The 16499-nt window shown below is 69.8% G+C and carries 12 protein-coding genes; 9 read left to right on the forward strand and 3 right to left on the reverse strand.

Translation table 11 applies throughout. The features are described 5' to 3' along the window. Positions 1–106: 106 nt before the first annotated feature. On the reverse strand, positions 107–919 hold the full coding sequence (locus ACFWXQ_RS39535; RefSeq protein WP_383951937.1) for an enoyl-CoA hydratase/isomerase family protein: 813 nt from the start codon (positions 917–919) through the stop codon (positions 107–109). 153 nt (positions 920–1072) lie between these two features. Here ACFWXQ_RS39535 and ACFWXQ_RS39540 point away from each other — a divergent pair, with 153 nt between their 5' ends. The 4 genes from ACFWXQ_RS39540 to ACFWXQ_RS39555 all read left to right on the forward strand — a co-directional run bounded on the left by ACFWXQ_RS39540 (position 1073) and on the right by ACFWXQ_RS39555 (position 5986). Continuing rightward, positions 1073–2215 carry a diguanylate cyclase domain-containing protein gene (locus ACFWXQ_RS39540; protein ID WP_383951939.1) on the forward strand — a complete coding sequence of 381 codons (1143 nt, stop codon included), beginning with the start codon at positions 1073–1075 and terminating at the stop codon, positions 2213–2215. Positions 2216–2341: 126 nt separating this feature from the next. Then, positions 2342–3880, forward strand: coding sequence for a histidine ammonia-lyase (gene hutH / locus ACFWXQ_RS39545; protein WP_383951957.1), 1539 nt, complete (start codon positions 2342–2344; stop codon positions 3878–3880). A 199-nt stretch (positions 3881–4079) separates the two neighbouring features. Continuing rightward, positions 4080–4283: a cold-shock protein gene (locus ACFWXQ_RS39550; protein ID WP_053661143.1), complete on the forward strand. Its 204-nt coding sequence runs from the start codon at positions 4080–4082 to the stop codon at positions 4281–4283. A gap of 122 nt (positions 4284–4405) precedes the next feature. After that, positions 4406–5986, forward strand: coding sequence for a DEAD/DEAH box helicase (locus ACFWXQ_RS39555; RefSeq protein WP_383951941.1), 1581 nt, complete (start codon positions 4406–4408; stop codon positions 5984–5986). A 95-nt stretch (positions 5987–6081) separates the two neighbouring features. Here the strand turns inward: ACFWXQ_RS39555 and ACFWXQ_RS39560 are convergent, their stop codons facing one another. Both ACFWXQ_RS39560 and ACFWXQ_RS39565 read right to left on the reverse strand, forming a co-directional pair. Next, complete coding sequence (locus ACFWXQ_RS39560; protein WP_383951943.1) at positions 6082–8166, reverse strand: glycosyltransferase family 4 protein; 2085 nt, start codon at positions 8164–8166, stop codon at positions 6082–6084. A 50-nt stretch (positions 8167–8216) separates the two neighbouring features. Continuing rightward, the gene (locus tag ACFWXQ_RS39565) at positions 8217–8516 is read right to left on the reverse strand and encodes an LPXTG cell wall anchor domain-containing protein (protein WP_383951945.1); all 300 of its coding nucleotides are present in this window, start codon (positions 8514–8516) and stop codon (positions 8217–8219) included. A gap of 110 nt (positions 8517–8626) precedes the next feature. Between ACFWXQ_RS39565 and ACFWXQ_RS39570 the strand changes: the two genes are divergently transcribed. The 5 genes from ACFWXQ_RS39570 (at position 8627) to ACFWXQ_RS39590 (ending at position 16407) form a co-directional block, all read left to right on the forward strand. Continuing rightward, the gene (locus ACFWXQ_RS39570; RefSeq protein ID WP_383951946.1) at positions 8627–8968 is read left to right on the forward strand and encodes a hypothetical protein; all 342 of its coding nucleotides are present in this window, start codon (positions 8627–8629) and stop codon (positions 8966–8968) included. A 249-nt stretch (positions 8969–9217) separates the two neighbouring features. Then, positions 9218–10486: an Ig-like domain-containing protein gene (locus ACFWXQ_RS39575; RefSeq protein WP_383951948.1), complete on the forward strand. Its 1269-nt coding sequence runs from the start codon at positions 9218–9220 to the stop codon at positions 10484–10486. A 159-nt stretch (positions 10487–10645) separates the two neighbouring features. Beyond that, complete coding sequence (locus ACFWXQ_RS39580) at positions 10646–12124, forward strand: ABC transporter permease (RefSeq protein ID WP_383951950.1); 1479 nt, start codon at positions 10646–10648, stop codon at positions 12122–12124. Between the two features lie 124 nt (positions 12125–12248). Beyond that, positions 12249–12932: an ABC transporter ATP-binding protein gene (locus ACFWXQ_RS39585; protein WP_189837332.1), complete on the forward strand. Its 684-nt coding sequence runs from the start codon at positions 12249–12251 to the stop codon at positions 12930–12932. A 151-nt stretch (positions 12933–13083) separates the two neighbouring features. Further along, complete coding sequence (locus ACFWXQ_RS39590; RefSeq protein WP_383951953.1) at positions 13084–16407, forward strand: S8 family serine peptidase; 3324 nt, start codon at positions 13084–13086, stop codon at positions 16405–16407. Positions 16408–16499: the final 92 nt, after the last annotated feature.

Here is a 16499-nt window from a genome sequence, read left to right on the forward strand (position 1 = left end):
CCCCTAGTTTTTTAGGGGCGCGGGGAACTGCGCAGTCTTTTGGGGGTTCGGGGGCGTAGCCCCTGAGTAAGGGACGGGAATGGGTAGGGGCGGCGGGGGCGAGGAACTACTCGCCGGGCCACTCCGGGCGGCGCTTCTCGTTGAAGGCTGCCACCCCCTCCGCCCGGTCGCCCGAGAAGGCGACCGAGCGCCACGCGGCATCCTCGATCTCCAGACCGGCGCGGAGATCGAGCCCGTGCCCGAGCCGAAGCGCCCGCTTGGCGGCCCGCAGCCCGACGGGCGAGTTGACGGCGATACGCCCGGCCACCGCCAACCCCTCCGCACGGGCCTCGCCCACGGCAACCAGCACATCGACCAGCCCCAGCTCCCGCGCCTCCGCCGCCTCCACCCGCCGCGCCGAGAAGATCAGCTCGGCCGCCCGCGCCGCCCCCACCCGCCGCGGCAGCAACTGCGTACCCCCGCCCCCGGGAATGACGCCGACGGACACCTCGGGCAGCCCCACCACCGCCGTACCGTCCGCCACGATCAGATCGCAGGCCAGGGCCAGCTCGAAACCGCCGCCCAGCGCGAACCCGTGCACGGCGGCAATGGTGGGCATCGGCAGATCGAGGACGCCCGTGTACGCGGCCCGCGCGAGCGGACGCTGACGGACCAGCTCGGCGTCCGTGAGGGAGTTGCGCTCCTTGAGGTCGGCGCCGACGCAGAAGGCCCGCTCGTGGGTGGAGGTGAGGACGACCGCCCGGACGTCCCGGTCCGCGGCCAGCGCCTCGCACGCCGCGGCGATCGAGCGGGCCATGGCCGTCGACACGGCGTTCATGGCCTTGGGCCGGTCCAGGACGAGCTCGGCGACGTGCGACGACGTATGGCGTCGCACCACGACGTACTCCCCGAACCGCTGTTCCGCGCCTTGCTCGGACATGAGACTCTCCCGGTTCACGGTCCACGTTAACGACGGTTAACTTCTCGGTGTCCCGATCATCGTAGCCGGCCGCCTCCAGGGAAAGGCCCGCCCCGGACCCCTGTTCGCCGCATCAATCTCCCAAATTATTACAAACATACCTAACCTGGAGTGATGGGCGGTGACGATGTGCGGTTGAGGGCCGTGGTGACGCTGGCGCAGGGCATGGCCGCCGCGCACGCCCCGCGGGAGTCCTGGCGCGCGGCCGCGGCCGGAGCCTGCCGGGCGCTGGGCGGGAGCTTCGCCGCGCTGTCCGTGTGGGAGCGGGAACTCGGGCGGCTGCGGGTCCTGGCGAACGTAGGGGAGCGGGCCCGGGACGAGGAGGAGTTCCCGGAGGACGAGGCCTACCCCGTGCACCAGTTCCCGGAGATCACGGAGTTCCTGCACGAACGCTGGGTCGGCGGCGGCGGGCCCAACGCCTGGGTGGAGACGGCCGACGGACCGGCCGCGGGGGACGCCGGGTACTGCCATCAGCGCGTCGCCGCCCTGCGCAGACGCGGCCGCGGGTGCTGTGTCGTCGCGCCGATCGTCATGCACGGGCGCGCCTGGGGGGAGTTGTATGTGGCCCGGCCTGCCGGAGCCCCAGTCTTCGACCGCGCCGACGCCGACTTCGCGACCGTCCTCGCCTCCGTGGTCGCCGCCGGGATCGCGCAGACCGAACGCCTGGAGGAGGCCCGCCGACTCGCCTTCACCGACGCCCTCACCGGCCTCGCGAACCGCCGTGCCGTGGACATGCGGCTCGACGAGGCCATCGAGCGCCACCGTGCCGAGGGCGTGGTCGTGAGCCTCGTCGTCTGCGACCTCAACGGCCTCAAGCGCGTCAACGACACCCGGGGCCATGCCGTCGGCGACCGGCTCCTTGAGCGCTTCGGGTCTGTCCTCTCGCTGTGCGGCGCGATGCTGCCCGGCACCCTCGCCGCGCGCCTCGGCGGCGACGAGTTCTGCCTGCTGGCCGTGGGCCCGGCCGCCGACGAGGTCGTACGCGTCGCCGACGAGCTGTGCCGCCGCGCCGCCGAGCTGGAGCTCGGCGAGGGTGTCGCCTGCGGGGTCGCGTCGACCGAGGACCCGCTCGGGCCCGTCCGCTCGGCCCGGCGGCTCTTCCGGCTCGCCGACGCGGCCCAGTACCGCGCCAAGGCCGTACGTTCCGCGAAGCCCGTCGTCGCGGGCCGTGAGGGGCCGGACGACCCCGTCGTACGCCTCGCCGACGCACCCCCGCCCGCCGCGGCCGAACGCCGGCGGTTCCGCGGCCGACGGTAGGGCCGCCCCCGTCCGTCCGCCCCTATGAGGTCCTGTGGGGTCTTTTGGGGTCCTGTGTGTAAGGACCCAACCTGCCACCCACTAGTGACACCAAGGCATTCACTGCGTACGCTCCTGAATATGGATATGCACACTGTGGTGGTGGGGACGACGGGTGTCACCGCGTCCGACGTTCTCGCCGTGGCGCGCGGCGGCGCCCGGGTCGAGCTCTCCGACGAGGCGGTCTCGGCGCTCGCCGCGGCCCGCGAGATCGTGGAAGCGCTGGCGGCCAAGCCGGAGCCCGTGTACGGGGTCTCCACCGGCTTCGGAGCCCTCGCGACCCGGCACATCAGCCCGGAACTGCGCGCCCAGCTGCAGCGCAACATCGTGCGGTCGCACGCCGCCGGAATGGGCCCGCACGTCGAGCGCGAGGTCGTCCGTGCCCTGATGTTCCTGCGGCTGAAGACCGTCTGCTCGGGCCACACGGGCGTCCGCCCGTCCGTCGCGCAGACCATGGCCGACATCCTGAACGCCGGTATCACCCCGGTCGTCCACGAGTTCGGCTCCCTCGGCTGCTCGGGCGACCTCGCGCCGCTCTCCCACTGCGCCCTGACTCTCATGGGCGAGGGGGACGCGGAGGGCCCGGACGGAACGATTCGCCCCGCCGGTGAACTCCTCGCCGCGCACGGCATCGAGCCCGTCGAGCTGCGCGAGAAGGAGGGCCTGGCCCTCCTCAACGGCACCGACGGCATGCTCGGCATGCTGGTCATGGCCCTCGCCGACCTCGACACCCTCTACAAGTCCGCCGACATCACCGCGGCCCTCTCCCTCGAAGCGCTCCTCGGCACCGACCGCGTCCTCGCCCCCGAACTGCACGCCATCCGCCCCCACCCGGGCCAGGGCGCCAGCGCCGCCAACATGCTGGCCGTGCTGAAGGGTTCGGAGCTGACCGGCCACCACCAGGACGACGCCCCCCGCGTCCAGGACGCCTACTCCGTGCGCTGTGCCCCGCAGGTCGCGGGCGCCGGCCGCGACACCATGACCCACGCCCGTCTGGTCGCCGACCGCGAACTCGCCTCCGCCGTCGACAACCCCGTCGTCCTGCCCGACGGCCGCGTCGAGTCGAACGGCAACTTCCACGGCGCCCCGGTCGCCTACGTCCTGGACTTCCTCGCCATCGCCGCCGCCGACCTCGGCTCGATCACCGAGCGCCGCACGGACCGGCTCCTCGACAAGAACCGCTCGCACGGCCTGCCGCCGTTCCTCGCGGACGACGCCGGCGTCGACTCCGGCCTGATGATCGCCCAGTACACGCAGGCCGCCCTGGTCAGCGAGATGAAGCGGCTCGCCGTCCCGGCCTCCGCCGACTCCATCCCGTCCTCCGCCATGCAGGAGGACCACGTCTCGATGGGCTGGTCGGCCGCCCGCAAGCTCCGTACGGCCGTCGACAACCTGACCCGGATCGTCGCCATCGAGCTGTACGCCGCCACGCGCGCCATCGAGCTGCGCACCGGCCTCACCCCCGCACCCGCCTCGCAGGCCGCGATCGCCGCCGCCCGCGCCGCCGGTGTCGCGGGCCCGGGCCCCGACCGCTTCCTCGCCCCGGACCTGGCGGCCGCGGACGCGTTCGTGCGCGGCGGCCACCTGGTCGAGGCCGTGGAACCCGTAACGGGCCCGCTGGCATAGGGATTTCCGGGGTTCCTACAGATGTGCGAGGTGGGGGCGTCGGGGCGTCGCGACGCCCCCACCGAAAACTGTGCTAGGGTTCCTAACGAAACGTTTTTGGTACCCATTAACTTTGTGCGCCTGAAAGGAATCCTCTCTCAGGCGCGTTTTGTTTTTCCGGTCATTTCCGGATGGGAGCCACCTATCTTGGAGAAATGACATGGCTACTGGCACCGTGAAGTGGTTCAACGCGGAAAAGGGCTTCGGCTTCATCGAGCAGGACGGCGGCGGCGCCGACGTCTTCGCCCACTACTCGAACATCGCCACCTCGGGCTTCCGTGAGCTGCAGGAGGGCCAGAAGGTCTCCTTCGACGTCACGCAGGGTCAGAAGGGCCCGCAGGCGGAGAACATCGTCCCCGCCTAATTCCGGGACGCGTAACACGCGAGCCGGGGCCCGCACCTTCGGGTGCGGGCCCCGGCTTGTGCTGTCCGTGTGTTCTTGAACACGGGTAACCGTGAGGCCCAGGAAGGAATTCCAGATCCAGCATGACTCGATCCGAACGTCCTGAACGACCCGTCGGCAAACGACCGGCGAATTCCCGGGGTACCCGCGGTTCTCGTGGCGCGCGCGGCGGAGCCCCGGCGGCTTCCGCGAACGGCGGCGCAAGGAACGTACGCAAGAAGCCGTCCCAGCAGTCGACGGCGCCGCGGGAGTTCACCCTGCCGCAGACGCTGACGCCCGCGCTGCCCTCCGTCGAGTCCTTCGACGCGCTGGACATGCCGGCCGCGCTGACCAAGACCCTCACCGCCCAGGGGGTCATCGAGCCGTTCCCGATCCAGGGCGCGACGCTCCCCAACTCCCTCGCCGGGCGCGACATCCTCGGCCGGGGCCGCACCGGCTCGGGCAAGACCCTCGCCTTCGGCCTCGCGCTGCTCGCCCGCACGGCCGGCCGTCGTGCCGAGCCCAAGGCGCCGCTCGCGCTCGTCCTCGTGCCCACGCGCGAGCTCGCGCAGCAGGTCACCGACGCGCTCACGCCGTACGCCACGGCCGTGAACCTGCGGCTCGCGACCGTCGTCGGCGGCCTCTCCATCGGCAAGCAGTCCGGTCTGCTGAGGCGCGGCGCCGAGGTGCTCGTGGCCACGCCCGGGCGGCTCAAGGACCTGATAGACCGGGGCGACTGCACCCTCGCCCAGGTGGGCATCACCGTCCTCGACGAGGCCGACCAGATGGCCGACATGGGGTTCATGCCCCAGGTCACGGCACTGCTCAACCAGGTCGAGCCGGACGGCCAGCGCATGCTGTTCTCCGCGACGCTGGACAAGAACATCGACAAGCTCGTACGGATGTTCCTCACGGACCCCGTCGTGCACTCCGTCGACCCCTCCGCGGGCGCGGTGACGACGATGGAGCACCACGTGCTGCACGTCGCCGACGAGACCGACAAGAAGGCCGTCGCGATGCGGATCGCCGCGCGTGACGGGCGCGTGATTCTGTTCGTCGATACCAAGCGCGCCGCCGACCGCTTCGCCAAGCGGTTGCTGGCGAGTGGTGTGCGGGCCTCCGCGCTGCACGGCGGGCGGTCGCAGCCGCAGCGGAACCGGACGCTCGACCAGTTCAAGACCGGTCTTGTCACCGCGCTCGTCGCCACGAACGTCGCGGCTCGCGGGATTCACGTCGACGATCTCGACCTCGTCGTGAACGTCGATCCGCCGGTCGACCACAAGGACTATCTCCACCGAGGCGGGCGCACCGCCCGCGCGGGGGAGTCCGGGAGCGTCGTCACGCTCGTCCTGCCCGAGCAGAAGCGGGAGATGATCCGGCTGATGGCCGACGCCGGGATCAGTCCGCAGACCGCTCGGATCAAGTCGAGCGACGAGGAGCTCGTACGGATCACGGGGGCCCGGGAGCCGTCCGGGGTTCCTGTTGTCATTCCTGTGCCGGAGCCGGTTGCTGCGCAGGCTCAGTCGAAGTCGCCGTCTCGGGCTCGGCGTGGTGGGGGCGGGCGTGGGAATGCCGCCGCGCGTCCCGGTGCCGGGGCCGGTACCAGTGGGGGTTCTCGGGGGCGTGGTGGTGCGGGTTCTTCGCGTGCGCGTGGAGGGCAGGGGGGCGGGCGTCGGTCCGCCTAAGAGCTCGGGGGGAAGTGTTGTGCGCGGCTGCGGGTTGAGTGTGGCTGGTCGCGCAGTTCCCCGCGCCCCTTACGGGGCCCCAGTTCGCCGCGCCCTTAAAGGGCGCTGATTGCCACGTCGTTCGTCGTCGTGAAGAAGTAGTGGGCCCGCACTGACTTGCCTGTTGGGGTGGTCAGCGTTGTGCTCGGGTGTTTCGTTGTGGGCTTGCGGTCGACGATGTCGTCGGTGATGCGGCCCACTCGTACGGGGGCGGCGGCTTCGGAGGGGCGCAGGAAGAGGTCCCACAGGGGCTTGTCCGCCTCGCCGGGGCGGGGCAGCGTCGTGATGCGGGCCCTGAACGTCTGTTCTCCGGTGGGTCTCGCCGGTGTGGTGAAGTTGTGGGCCTCGCCGTCGCGGGAGACGCCGAGCAGGACCGCGTCCTCGCCCAGGACCGCCCCGTGGAGCGCGCCTTCCACGGACAGTGAGTCGTCGTCGGTGCGCAGGGCGGTGGCTTCCGCGTGGGCCGGGCGGCGGAAGGTCCGCAGGGCCAGGTAGCCGTCCTTCGTCGCGTACGGGATCCACCAGGCGAAGGCTTTCCCCGGAACCGGTCTCGCGCTCAGCAGGCCGCGCTGCTCGACGAGTCCCGCCTTGAGACGACGGCGTGTGCCGTCCTCCGCGCGTTCGACATGCAGGTCCCAGCGGCCTTCCGCCAGGGCAAGGCGAGCGTGCGTCAGGTCCGCGGTCCAGGGCGACTTCAGGTCCGTCGGGGGATCCAGCGGGACGCGTGTCTCGTCGTCTCCGTGCCGGTGGCGCAGGACCAGGGTGAGGTCCTTGCCGGACACGCTCGCCGCGTTCACCGTGATCCGTACGCAGCCGGTGGAGTCGGTCGTGCAGCCGGCCTTCGGGCGCAGGGCGCGTGGGCGGGCGTCCGCGGGCGGTGGGGCGGCGGGCGGGGCCGCCGGGGGCGCTTCCTCGGGGCGGGGGCGTGAGCTCTGGGGCAGCAGCGCCGTGAGCGCGCGGCGTACGCGGCGCGTGACCTTTGTCGCCGTTGAGGTGCGGGCCTCGCGCAGTTCGGCGAACAGGCGCTCGTACCGGTCCGCGATCCGGCGGGGCGCGAAGCGCTGGACGGACTCCCTGGCGGCCTCACCCATGAGACGGCGCTGGTCCGTGTCCTCGATCAGCTTCAGCAGTCCCGCCGCGAACGCGTCCGCGTCGCCCGGCGGTACGAGGAGTCCGTCGGAGCCGTCGGTGATGATCTCGCCGGGGCCGTGCGGACAGTCGGTCGCCACCACCGGGACGCCGGCGTGCATGGCCTCCAGGATCGTCATGCCGAAGGACTCCCAGTCCGAACTCACGGCGGCGACGGAGGCCTTGGCCCACTCGGTCTCCATCGTCGGGTGGGGTCCCATGAGGAAGACGTGGTCGTTCAGGCGGTGTGCGTCGACGGCCGCGCGGAGGGTGGCGCGTTCCGGCCCCTGGCCGTAGATCCGCAGGCGCCACTCCGGGCGTACGGCGACGACCTTGCCGAAGGCCTCGATGAGCAGGTCGTAGCGCTTGACCGGCATCAGCCGGCCCGCGGCGACCACCAAAGGGGCCTGTACGTCGGAACGTTCGGCCTTCGGGCGGGGCGCGGCGTTCGGGACGTCGGTGATCCGCGTCCGCAGCCCGGGCAGGCGGGCGCGGTGGTCGGCCGCGTCCTGCGCGGAGACGGTGACGAAGGCGTCCAGGTGCCGCAGGGCCTCGTTCTGCGCGGCGCGTACGTCCGGGACGTGGTTGTCGTACGACAGGTGCTCCTGTCCGACGCGCAGGTAGCGGCGCGAGCCGTACCGGGCCAGGACGACTACCAGTGCCGGGCGGGTCGCGACGACGACGTCCGCGTCCGTCCCGTCGAGGAAGTCGCGCAGCCGCTCGTCGGTGAGTTCGTTGTAGCGGTGGGCGAGGACCTCGGCGGGAGGCACGACCGTGGAGGGGCGCGCCATGAGAGGGTTTTCGCCGTCGTACGTCGGCGCGTCCTGGCGCTCGTCGACGAGCGGGACGAGACGGACCTTGCGGTTCACCCCGAGCAGGGGTCTGTCCTCGCTGCGGAAGACCGAGACGATCTCCACCTCGTGCCGCGCGGCCAGCGCACCGGCGAGGTTGAGCGTCGAGCGCACGGTGCCGCCGATGGCGTAGGCGTTGTGCAGCAGGAAGACGATCTTCACGTGGGCCACTCCCTGTTCACGCGGTACGGAGAAGCGACCAGGGTGCGCCTTCAATACAAGGTCGTACGTTCCCGGCGTACCGAATACACCACGAAACCGGCGCCCAGGCTGAGGAACAGGGTGCCGCCGACCACGTACGGAGTCGTGTCGAAGCTTCCCGTGTCGGCCAGTTGGGTGCGGACGGAGGTGGTCTCGTCCCCCGTCTTGGTCTGCAGGGGTGTGGTCGTCGCTGTCTGTGTTCTGTGTTCTGCCGTCGCGTCTCCGGTCGCATTGGCGGACGGGACGAACCACAGGGCGCCCAGCAGGGTCCCCGCGGCGGTGGCGGTCAGCAACGATCGACGTGCGGACACGGAATATCGATCCCCTTGTGACGCTGGCGAATTGGCCGTGTGGGGCGATGTTAGTGAAAGGTGCGGGTCACGGGAAAGTCACGGTGGTGATGAGTCGTACGCTCCGACGTATGAGCACTCCTGAGGCATCACGTTTTGTACGGTTGCGCGTCGAATTGGTCGTCGAGGTCGACGACGAGAACGCGCTCACCAAGGCCGCGCTGGGGCGCATCGCCGAGGACCCCGAGCTCCCCGGCGACGAGCGGGCGCACGCCGAGAGCGCAGTGACGGAAGACACTGCCGAGGCCCTCGCGTACCTCGTCGACCCGTTCGACCTGGTCAGCGGGGTGACCGGGGTCGAACTCGCGCAGGCCTCCTGGAGCACCGAGCAGATCGACTACGACCCCGATTCGCCGGAGTGGGACCTCGACGAGGATGATGAGGCCGGAGACGAGGAAGAAGTGGTCGGCTGAGGCGGCTTGGGAGAATCGTGACCCCGGGCGGCAACCGCCACCCGGGGTTCTGTCGTCTCAAGGGGCGCAGTGACCGACACCCGCACCAGTCGTAACAGCCGCACCGGTCGGATCGAGGACGATCCGACGTGGGCCGAAATGGATCGACGTGGTGTGCCCCACACCTGGGAAGGGTGTGGAACGGGACGAACCGGTCGTAGCGTTTACAGGTGTTACGGGGACTCTCGGGGTTTTGGGGATTCGGCAACGATGGAGAAGCGTGTGATGACGGACAGTAAGCGGCGCAAGGGCCTCACGGTCGCGTCCGCACTGCTCGGCGGGGTGCTGGTGCTCTCTGCGTGCAGCGGAGGCGGCGGCGACGACCCCAAGGGCGAAGGCGGTGACAGCACCTCGCAGGCCAAGGTCGACGAGGCGGCGGCCAAGAAGTCCTCCGAGGCCCAGATCAAGATCACACCCAAGGACGGCTCCGACAACGCCTCCATCAACAGCGCCGCGGCCGTCACTGTGACCAAGGGCACGCTGACCGACGTGACCATGAAGACGGCGGCCGGCGCGGCTGTCGCGGGTGAGATATCCGCGGACAAGAAGAGCTGGAAGCCCAGCGCCCAGCTGGAGCGCGCCACCGCCTACAAGATCGCCGCGACGGCCAAGGACTCCGACGGCCGCGCCGCCCACGAGAACGCGTCGTTCACGACCGTCTCCCCGGCCAACAGCTTCATCGGCAACTTCACGCCCGAGGACGGTTCCACCGTCGGCGTCGGCATGCCGGTCTCGATCAACTTCGACAAGGCCATCACCAACAAGGCCGACGTGCAGAAGGGGATCACCGTCTCCTCCAGCAGCGGCCAGGAGGTCGTCGGCCACTGGTTCAACGCCAACCGGCTCGACTTCCGCCCCGAGGAGTACTGGAAGGGCAACTCGACCGTCACGCTCAAGCTGAACCTCGACGGCGTCGAGGGCGCCGACGGTGTCTACGGCGTGCAGCAGAAGACGGTCACCTTCAAGATCGGCCGCAACCAGGTCTCGATCGTCGACGCGCAGACCAAGACCATGAAGGTCACGCAGGACGGCAAGACCATCCGGACGATCCCGATCTCCGCCGGTTCGCCCGAGAACAAGACGTACCAGGGCCAGATGGTGATCTCCGAGAAGTTCAAGGAGACCCGGATGAACGGCGCGACCGTGGGCTTCACGGACGACGACGGCAAGGGCGAGTACGACATCAAGGACGTACCGAACGCGATGCGTCTGTCGAACTCCGGCACCTTCATCCACGGCAACTACTGGGGCGCCAAGTCCATCTTCGGCAGCGTCAACACCAGCCACGGCTGCGTCGGCCTGTCGGACACGAAGGGCGCCAACGACCCGAACACGCCGGGCGGCTGGTTCTTCAGCCACTCGATCGTCGGTGACGTCGTGGACGTGCGGAACACCGGTGACAAGACCATCGCCCCGGACAACGGCCTCAACGGCTGGAACCTGGACTGGGCGGCGTGGAAGGCCGGTTCGGCCGTCTGACCCGAACGCGTTTCCCGTCCCGAGGGCGGTTGTCCGTACGACTCGTACGGGCAACCGCCCTCGGCGTTCTCACAGGGTTCCGCGGCGGCGCACAGTGTTCTCATCCTTCTCTTATGCGGGCCTTATCCCGCCATCACGCGGTGTCCCTAGCTTTCGGCCATGTTCTTCACCTACCTGAGGCGCGAACTGCGCCGCCGCAGAAAGGCGGCGCTCGTCGTCGCCTCCGGACTCGCCCTGGGCATCGCCCTGGTCATCGTGGTCAGTTCCGTGTCGTCCGGCATGGAGAAGGCGCAGGGCAAGGTCCTCCAGTCGCTGTACGGACTGGGCACGGACATGACGGTCACCAAGGCGGCCCAGGCACAGTCGAGCACGGGCGAGCGCCCGCGCTTCCAGTTCGACGCCCGGGGCAGCGACTCCGACGAAGAACAGAGCAGCGACCGCGTCATGGTGCAGGGCTTCCAGACCCTGGCCACGAGCACGGTCTCCAAGGTCGGCACACAGAACGGTGTCTCGGACGCCGTAGGGGGGCTCAGCCTTCAGGTCATCAAGGTCAGCGGCCAGTTCCGCCAGGGCCAGTTCCAGCAGGACCAGCAGAGCGGCGGCGGCAACCAGCAGGGCGGCGGCCAGCCCGGCGCCCAGCAGTCCCCGGAGGGCCGGGTCGAGGGCGGCGGCGCCGACTTCGACGTCAACAACTACTCCGTCTACGGCACCGACGTCACCAAGCCCGCGCTCGGCCCGCTGACCTCCTCGAAGATCACCAGCGGCCGGACCTTCAAGTCCTCCGAGACCGACGCCAAGGTCGTCGTCGCCGACAAGTCGTACGCCAAGGAGAAGAAGCTCGCCCTCGGTGACACGGTCACCATCAAGAGCGTCAAGTACAAGGTCATCGGCATCGCGACCCCCGAGAGCGGTGACGCGGCGGCCAACCTCTACATCCCGCTCAAGCAGGCGCAGACGCTCAGCGACTCCAAGAACAAGGTCACCACGATCTACGTCAAGGCGTCCGACTCGCAGCAGATCAGCACGGTCAAGTCGACCATCCAGAAGAACATGTCGGGTACGACCGTCACCACCTCCGCCGACCTCGCCGACACGGTCTCCGGCTCCCTCTCCACGGCTTCCGACCTCGCCTCCAACGTGGGCAAGTGGCTGTCGATCGCGGTGCTCGTGGCCGCGTTCCTGGTCGCCGGCCTGCTCACCTCCTCGGCCGTCTCCCGCCGCGTGAGGGAGTTCGGCACCCTCAAGGCGCTCGGCTGGAAGTCCGGCCGAGTCACCCGGCAGGTCGTCGGCGAGGCGGTCGTCAACGGCCTGGTCGGCGGCGCCCTCGGTATCGCGCTCGGCCTCGGCGGCGCCTATGCCGTCACCGCCATCAGCCCGACGCTCCAGGCCGAAGTCGGCTCCACGGGCGGGGCAGTCGGCGGCGGTGGCCCGGGTGGCGGTATGGGCGGCGGCATGGGCGGACCCGCCCGCGAGACGGCGTCCAAGGCCCTCGACGTGGCGCTCACCGCGCCCGTCGCCCTCAGCACGATCGCCCTCGCGGTCGGCCTCGCCGTCACCGGCGGCCTGATCGCGGGCGCCTTCGGCGGCTGGCGCGCCTCCCGCCTGCGGCCCGCGGACGCCCTGCGCCGCGTGGAGTAACTCGGCGCTGTGCAGCGCCCCGGAAGGGGCGCGGGGAACCGCGCGACCAGCCACGGACCACCCGCAGCTTGCGAACGGCGCTCCCGGCGGAGCCAACCACTTTACGTATCCCAGGAGTTGGACCATGTACGAACTCAGAGGCGTCACCAAGCGCTACAAGCGGGGCAAGGAGTCCGTCGACGCGCTCGACGGGGTCGACCTGACCATCGGGGACGGTGACCGGCTGGTCATCCAGGGCCCCACCGGCGGCGGCAAGTCCACCCTGCTGCAGATGCTCGGCGGACTCGACCGGCCCACCGCCGGAAGCGTCGAACTCGACGGTACGGATCTCGCCAGACTGTCCGAGAGCAAGCTCACCAAGGTGCGCAGCGAGAACATCGGCTTCGTCTTCCAGAGCTTCAACCTCATTCCCACGCTCACCGCCCAGGAGAACGTGGAAACCGCCCTCGTGCCCCTGAAGCTGAAGGTCAAGGACCGGCGCGAACGGGCCGCGGCCGCACTGGATTCCGTGGGTCTCGCCGAGCGGCTCGGACATCTGCCGGCCGAGCTGTCCGGAGGCCAGCAGCAGCGCGTCGCGATCGCCCGCGCCCTGGTCAAGCAGCCCAAGGTGCTCCTCGCCGACGAACCGACCGGCAACCTCGACGAGTCCATGCGCGACGAGATCATGGACGTACTCGAAACCATGTGGAAGGAGCACGGGCTCACTTTCATCATGGTCACGCACGATTCGGCCATCGCGAAAAAGGCCCCCCGGCTCGCCACGATCCGCAAGGGAAAGATCACCGTGAAGGAAAACGCGAACTCATAACAGCCGCCTCACTATTGAGCGCCTGTTCACCCCCCGGCATACTGAGTATTCCGGGGGGTTGCGCGCGAGCATGCGTACGGGACGTCCCCCGGCCGGATGAACGGGGATTCATCCCGGACCTGCATCTCCAGGGGGAGACTTGCGCAGACAAGTGAAAAGAGCGTGCGTGGCCACGATCGCCGCGGCGGCAGCCGTGGCCCTGGCGGCGGGCATGACCAGCCCGGCGTCGGCGGAGGCCAGGACCGCGGCCGCCGACTCGGCCGTGCCGACCACGCCCAAGCACCGCATCACCCTGATCACCGGCGACCGTGTGGTCGTCGACGCCAAGGGCCGCGTCGTCGGCCTGGAGCGGGCCAAGGGCCGCGAGGGGATACCCGTCCAGATCCGCACGGCCGGCGGGCACACCCTCGTCGTGCCGGCCGACGCCGCGCGGCTGATCGCCTCCGGCAAGCTCGACCAGCGGCTCTTCGACGTCACCGAGCTCAACAAGTCGGCCAACCGCAAGGCCCAGAAGCAGGGCCTCAAGCTGATCGTCGGCTACCGCGGCGCCGCAGCGGCGGCGAAGGCCGACGTCCGTGACGCGGGCGACACCAAGGTCCGCAGGACCCTCAAGTCGCTGAACGCGGACGCGGTGCTGACACCGAAGGCCGACGCGAGCGACCTCTGGGCCGCGGTCACCGACGCGCAGGGCGGCAACGCCCGGACCGCCTCCGGCATCGCCCACGTGTGGCTCGACGGCGTCCGCAAGGCCAGCCTCGACAAGTCCGTCAAGCAGATCGGCGCCGACAAGGCCTGGGCCGCCGGGTTCGACGGCAAGGGCGTCAAGATCGCCGTCCTCGACACGGGTGTCGACACGACCCACCCGGACCTCAAGGACCAGGTCGTCGCCGAGAAGAACTTCTCGACCGCTCCGGACGCGACCGACAAGTACGGCCACGGCACGCACGTCGCGTCCATCGCCGCCGGTACGGGCGCCAAGTCCGCGGGCAAGTACAAGGGCGTCGCGCCGGGAGCCCAGCTGCTCAACGGCAAGGTCCTCGACGACAGCGGCTTCGGTGACGACTCCGGCATCCTCGCCGGCATGGACTGGGCTGCCGAGCAGGGCGCCGATGTGGTGAACCTCAGCCTGGGCGGCGGCGACACCGCGGAGATCGACCCGCTGGAGGCCCAGGTCAACAAGCTGTCGGCCGAGAAGGGCATCCTCTTCGCGATAGCCGCCGGCAACTCCGGCGAGTTCGGCGAGCAGACGGTCGGCTCCCCGGGCAGCGCGGCCGCCGCACTCACCGTCGGCGCCGTGGACGACGGCGACAAGCTTGCCCCGTTCTCCAGCACCGGACCCGGCCTCGACGGCGCCATCAAGCCCGACGTGACCGCACCCGGCGTGGACACCACCGCCGCCTCGGCCAAGGGCAGCCTCATCGCCCAGGAGGTCGGCGAGAAGCCCGCCGGCTACGTCACCATCTCGGGTACGTCGATGGCGACCCCGCATGTCGCGGGCGCCGCGGCGATCCTCAAGCAGCAGCACCCGGACTGGACGTACACCGAGCTCAAGGCCGCGCTGACCGGCTCCACCAAGGGCGGCAAGTACACACCGTTCCAGCAGGGTTCGGGCCGCATCCAGGTCGACAAGGCCATCAAGCAGACCGTGCTCGCCGAGCCGTCGTCCGTGAGCTTCGGCATCCAGCAGTGGCCGCACACCGACGACACCCCGGTCACGAAGAAGATCACGTACAAGAACCTCGGCACCGCCGATGTCACGCTGAGCCTCTCCGCGACCGCCACCAACCCGAAGGGCCAGGCCGCTCCGGCCGGCTTCTTCACGCTCGGCGCCAAGACGCTGACCGTCCCGGCGGGCGGCACGGCCTCCGCCGACCTCACGGTCAACACCAAGCTGGGCGGCACCCTCGACGGCGGCTACTCCGCGTACGTGACCGCGACGGGCGGCGGCCAGACCGTGCGCACGGCGGCGGCGGTGCAGCGCGAGGTGGAGTCGTACGACGTCACGCTCAAGATGATCGACCGTGACGGCAACCCGGCGAAGTACTACGACGTCAACCTGACCGGTGTCTCCGGTGCGGCCGCGGACAAGTGGTTCACGCCGTACGACGAGTCCGGCACGGTCAAGGTCCGCGTGCCCAAGGGCGGATTCATCCTCAACTCGGCGTTCTTCGTCGACCCGGAGGACTTCACCAAGGGTGCCGACTGGGTGGCCCAGCCGAAACTGAGCGTCACCAAGAACGTCACGATCACGGTGGACGCGCGGACCGCGAAGCCGGTGGACGTCACCGTGCCCGACACGGCCGCCAAGTCGGAGTTCGCGTCGCCGGACTACACGGTGGACGTCGGCAACAGCAGCTACGGGTTCGGCTGGTGGCTGGACACGTACGCCAACTTCCGTACCGCGCACGCCGGTCCGGAGATCACCGACGGTTCGCTGTTCCAGCAGTGGGGCGGCCACTGGGCCAAGGACGGTGAGGAGTACAACACCGTCGCGGGCGGCAAGGTGAAGAAGGTCGCCACCGGCTACACCAAGCACTACAAGACGAGCGAACTGGCCACCCTGAAGGTCGGCCTGGGCGCCTCGACGAGCGGCAAGAAGGGCGCGGTCAACACCATCGGCTGGCTGCCCGGCAGCTTCAGCGCCTCCTCGATCGGGGTCCCGCAGACGCTGCCCAGCACGCGGAAGGTGCATGTCTCCACCGCGAACGGCGTGAAGTGGGAGCAGGACTTCGAGCAGCACGGCGGGCTGGACCCCGACGGCTTCCCGATCACCGAGGCCTACTACACGCTCGGCAGCGCCCAGACCTTCAAGGCGGGCAAGAGCTACGAGAAGATCTACAACACGGCGGTCTTCGGCCCGCGCGTCGGCTCCGGCTTCGGCATCCAGCGCGACGGCAACGAGATCTACGGCTACCTGCCGTTGTTCGCCGACGGCAAGACCCACGCCGGCTCCTCGCTCTTCTCGTCGGTCACCACGACGCTCTACCGCAACGGCACCAAGGTCGGCTCGAACGCGGACCCGCTGTTCGGCGAGGGAGTCTTCAAGGTCCCGGCCGGCGACGCCTCGTACAAGCTGACCACCTCGGTCAAGCGGAGCGTCAAGGTCGCAGCGGCCTCCACCCGGATCGACGCCAGCTGGACCTTCCGCTCCAAGAAGGTCACCAGTGCCGCGCTGCCCACCTCCTCGGTCCGCTTCAACGCGGCCGTCGGACTGGACAGCAAGGTTCCGGCCGGCAAGAAGGTCTCCATCCCGGTGACCGTCCAGGGCTCGGCCGCCGGCAAGAACCTCAAGTCGCTGTCGGTGTACGTGTCCTACGACTACGGCCAGACCTGGAAGAAGGTCACCGTCAAGAACGGCAAGATCGGCGTGACGAACCCGGCCAAGGGCAAGGGCATCTCGTTCCACGCGAAGATCACCGACAAGAAGAACAACAAGTCGACGATCTCGATCTACAACGCGTACTACGGGAAGTGAGCCGGCGGGGCCGGTCCTGGGAACCGGACCGGCCCTCAAGGCTGACCTCTGATCCCTGGTCCATGGTCCCGTGGTTCGCTGAACGCTGACAT

The organism is Streptomyces sp. NPDC058697, from assembly GCF_042715345.1.
Taxonomy (GTDB): domain Bacteria; phylum Actinomycetota; class Actinomycetes; order Streptomycetales; family Streptomycetaceae; genus Streptomyces; species Streptomyces liliifuscus.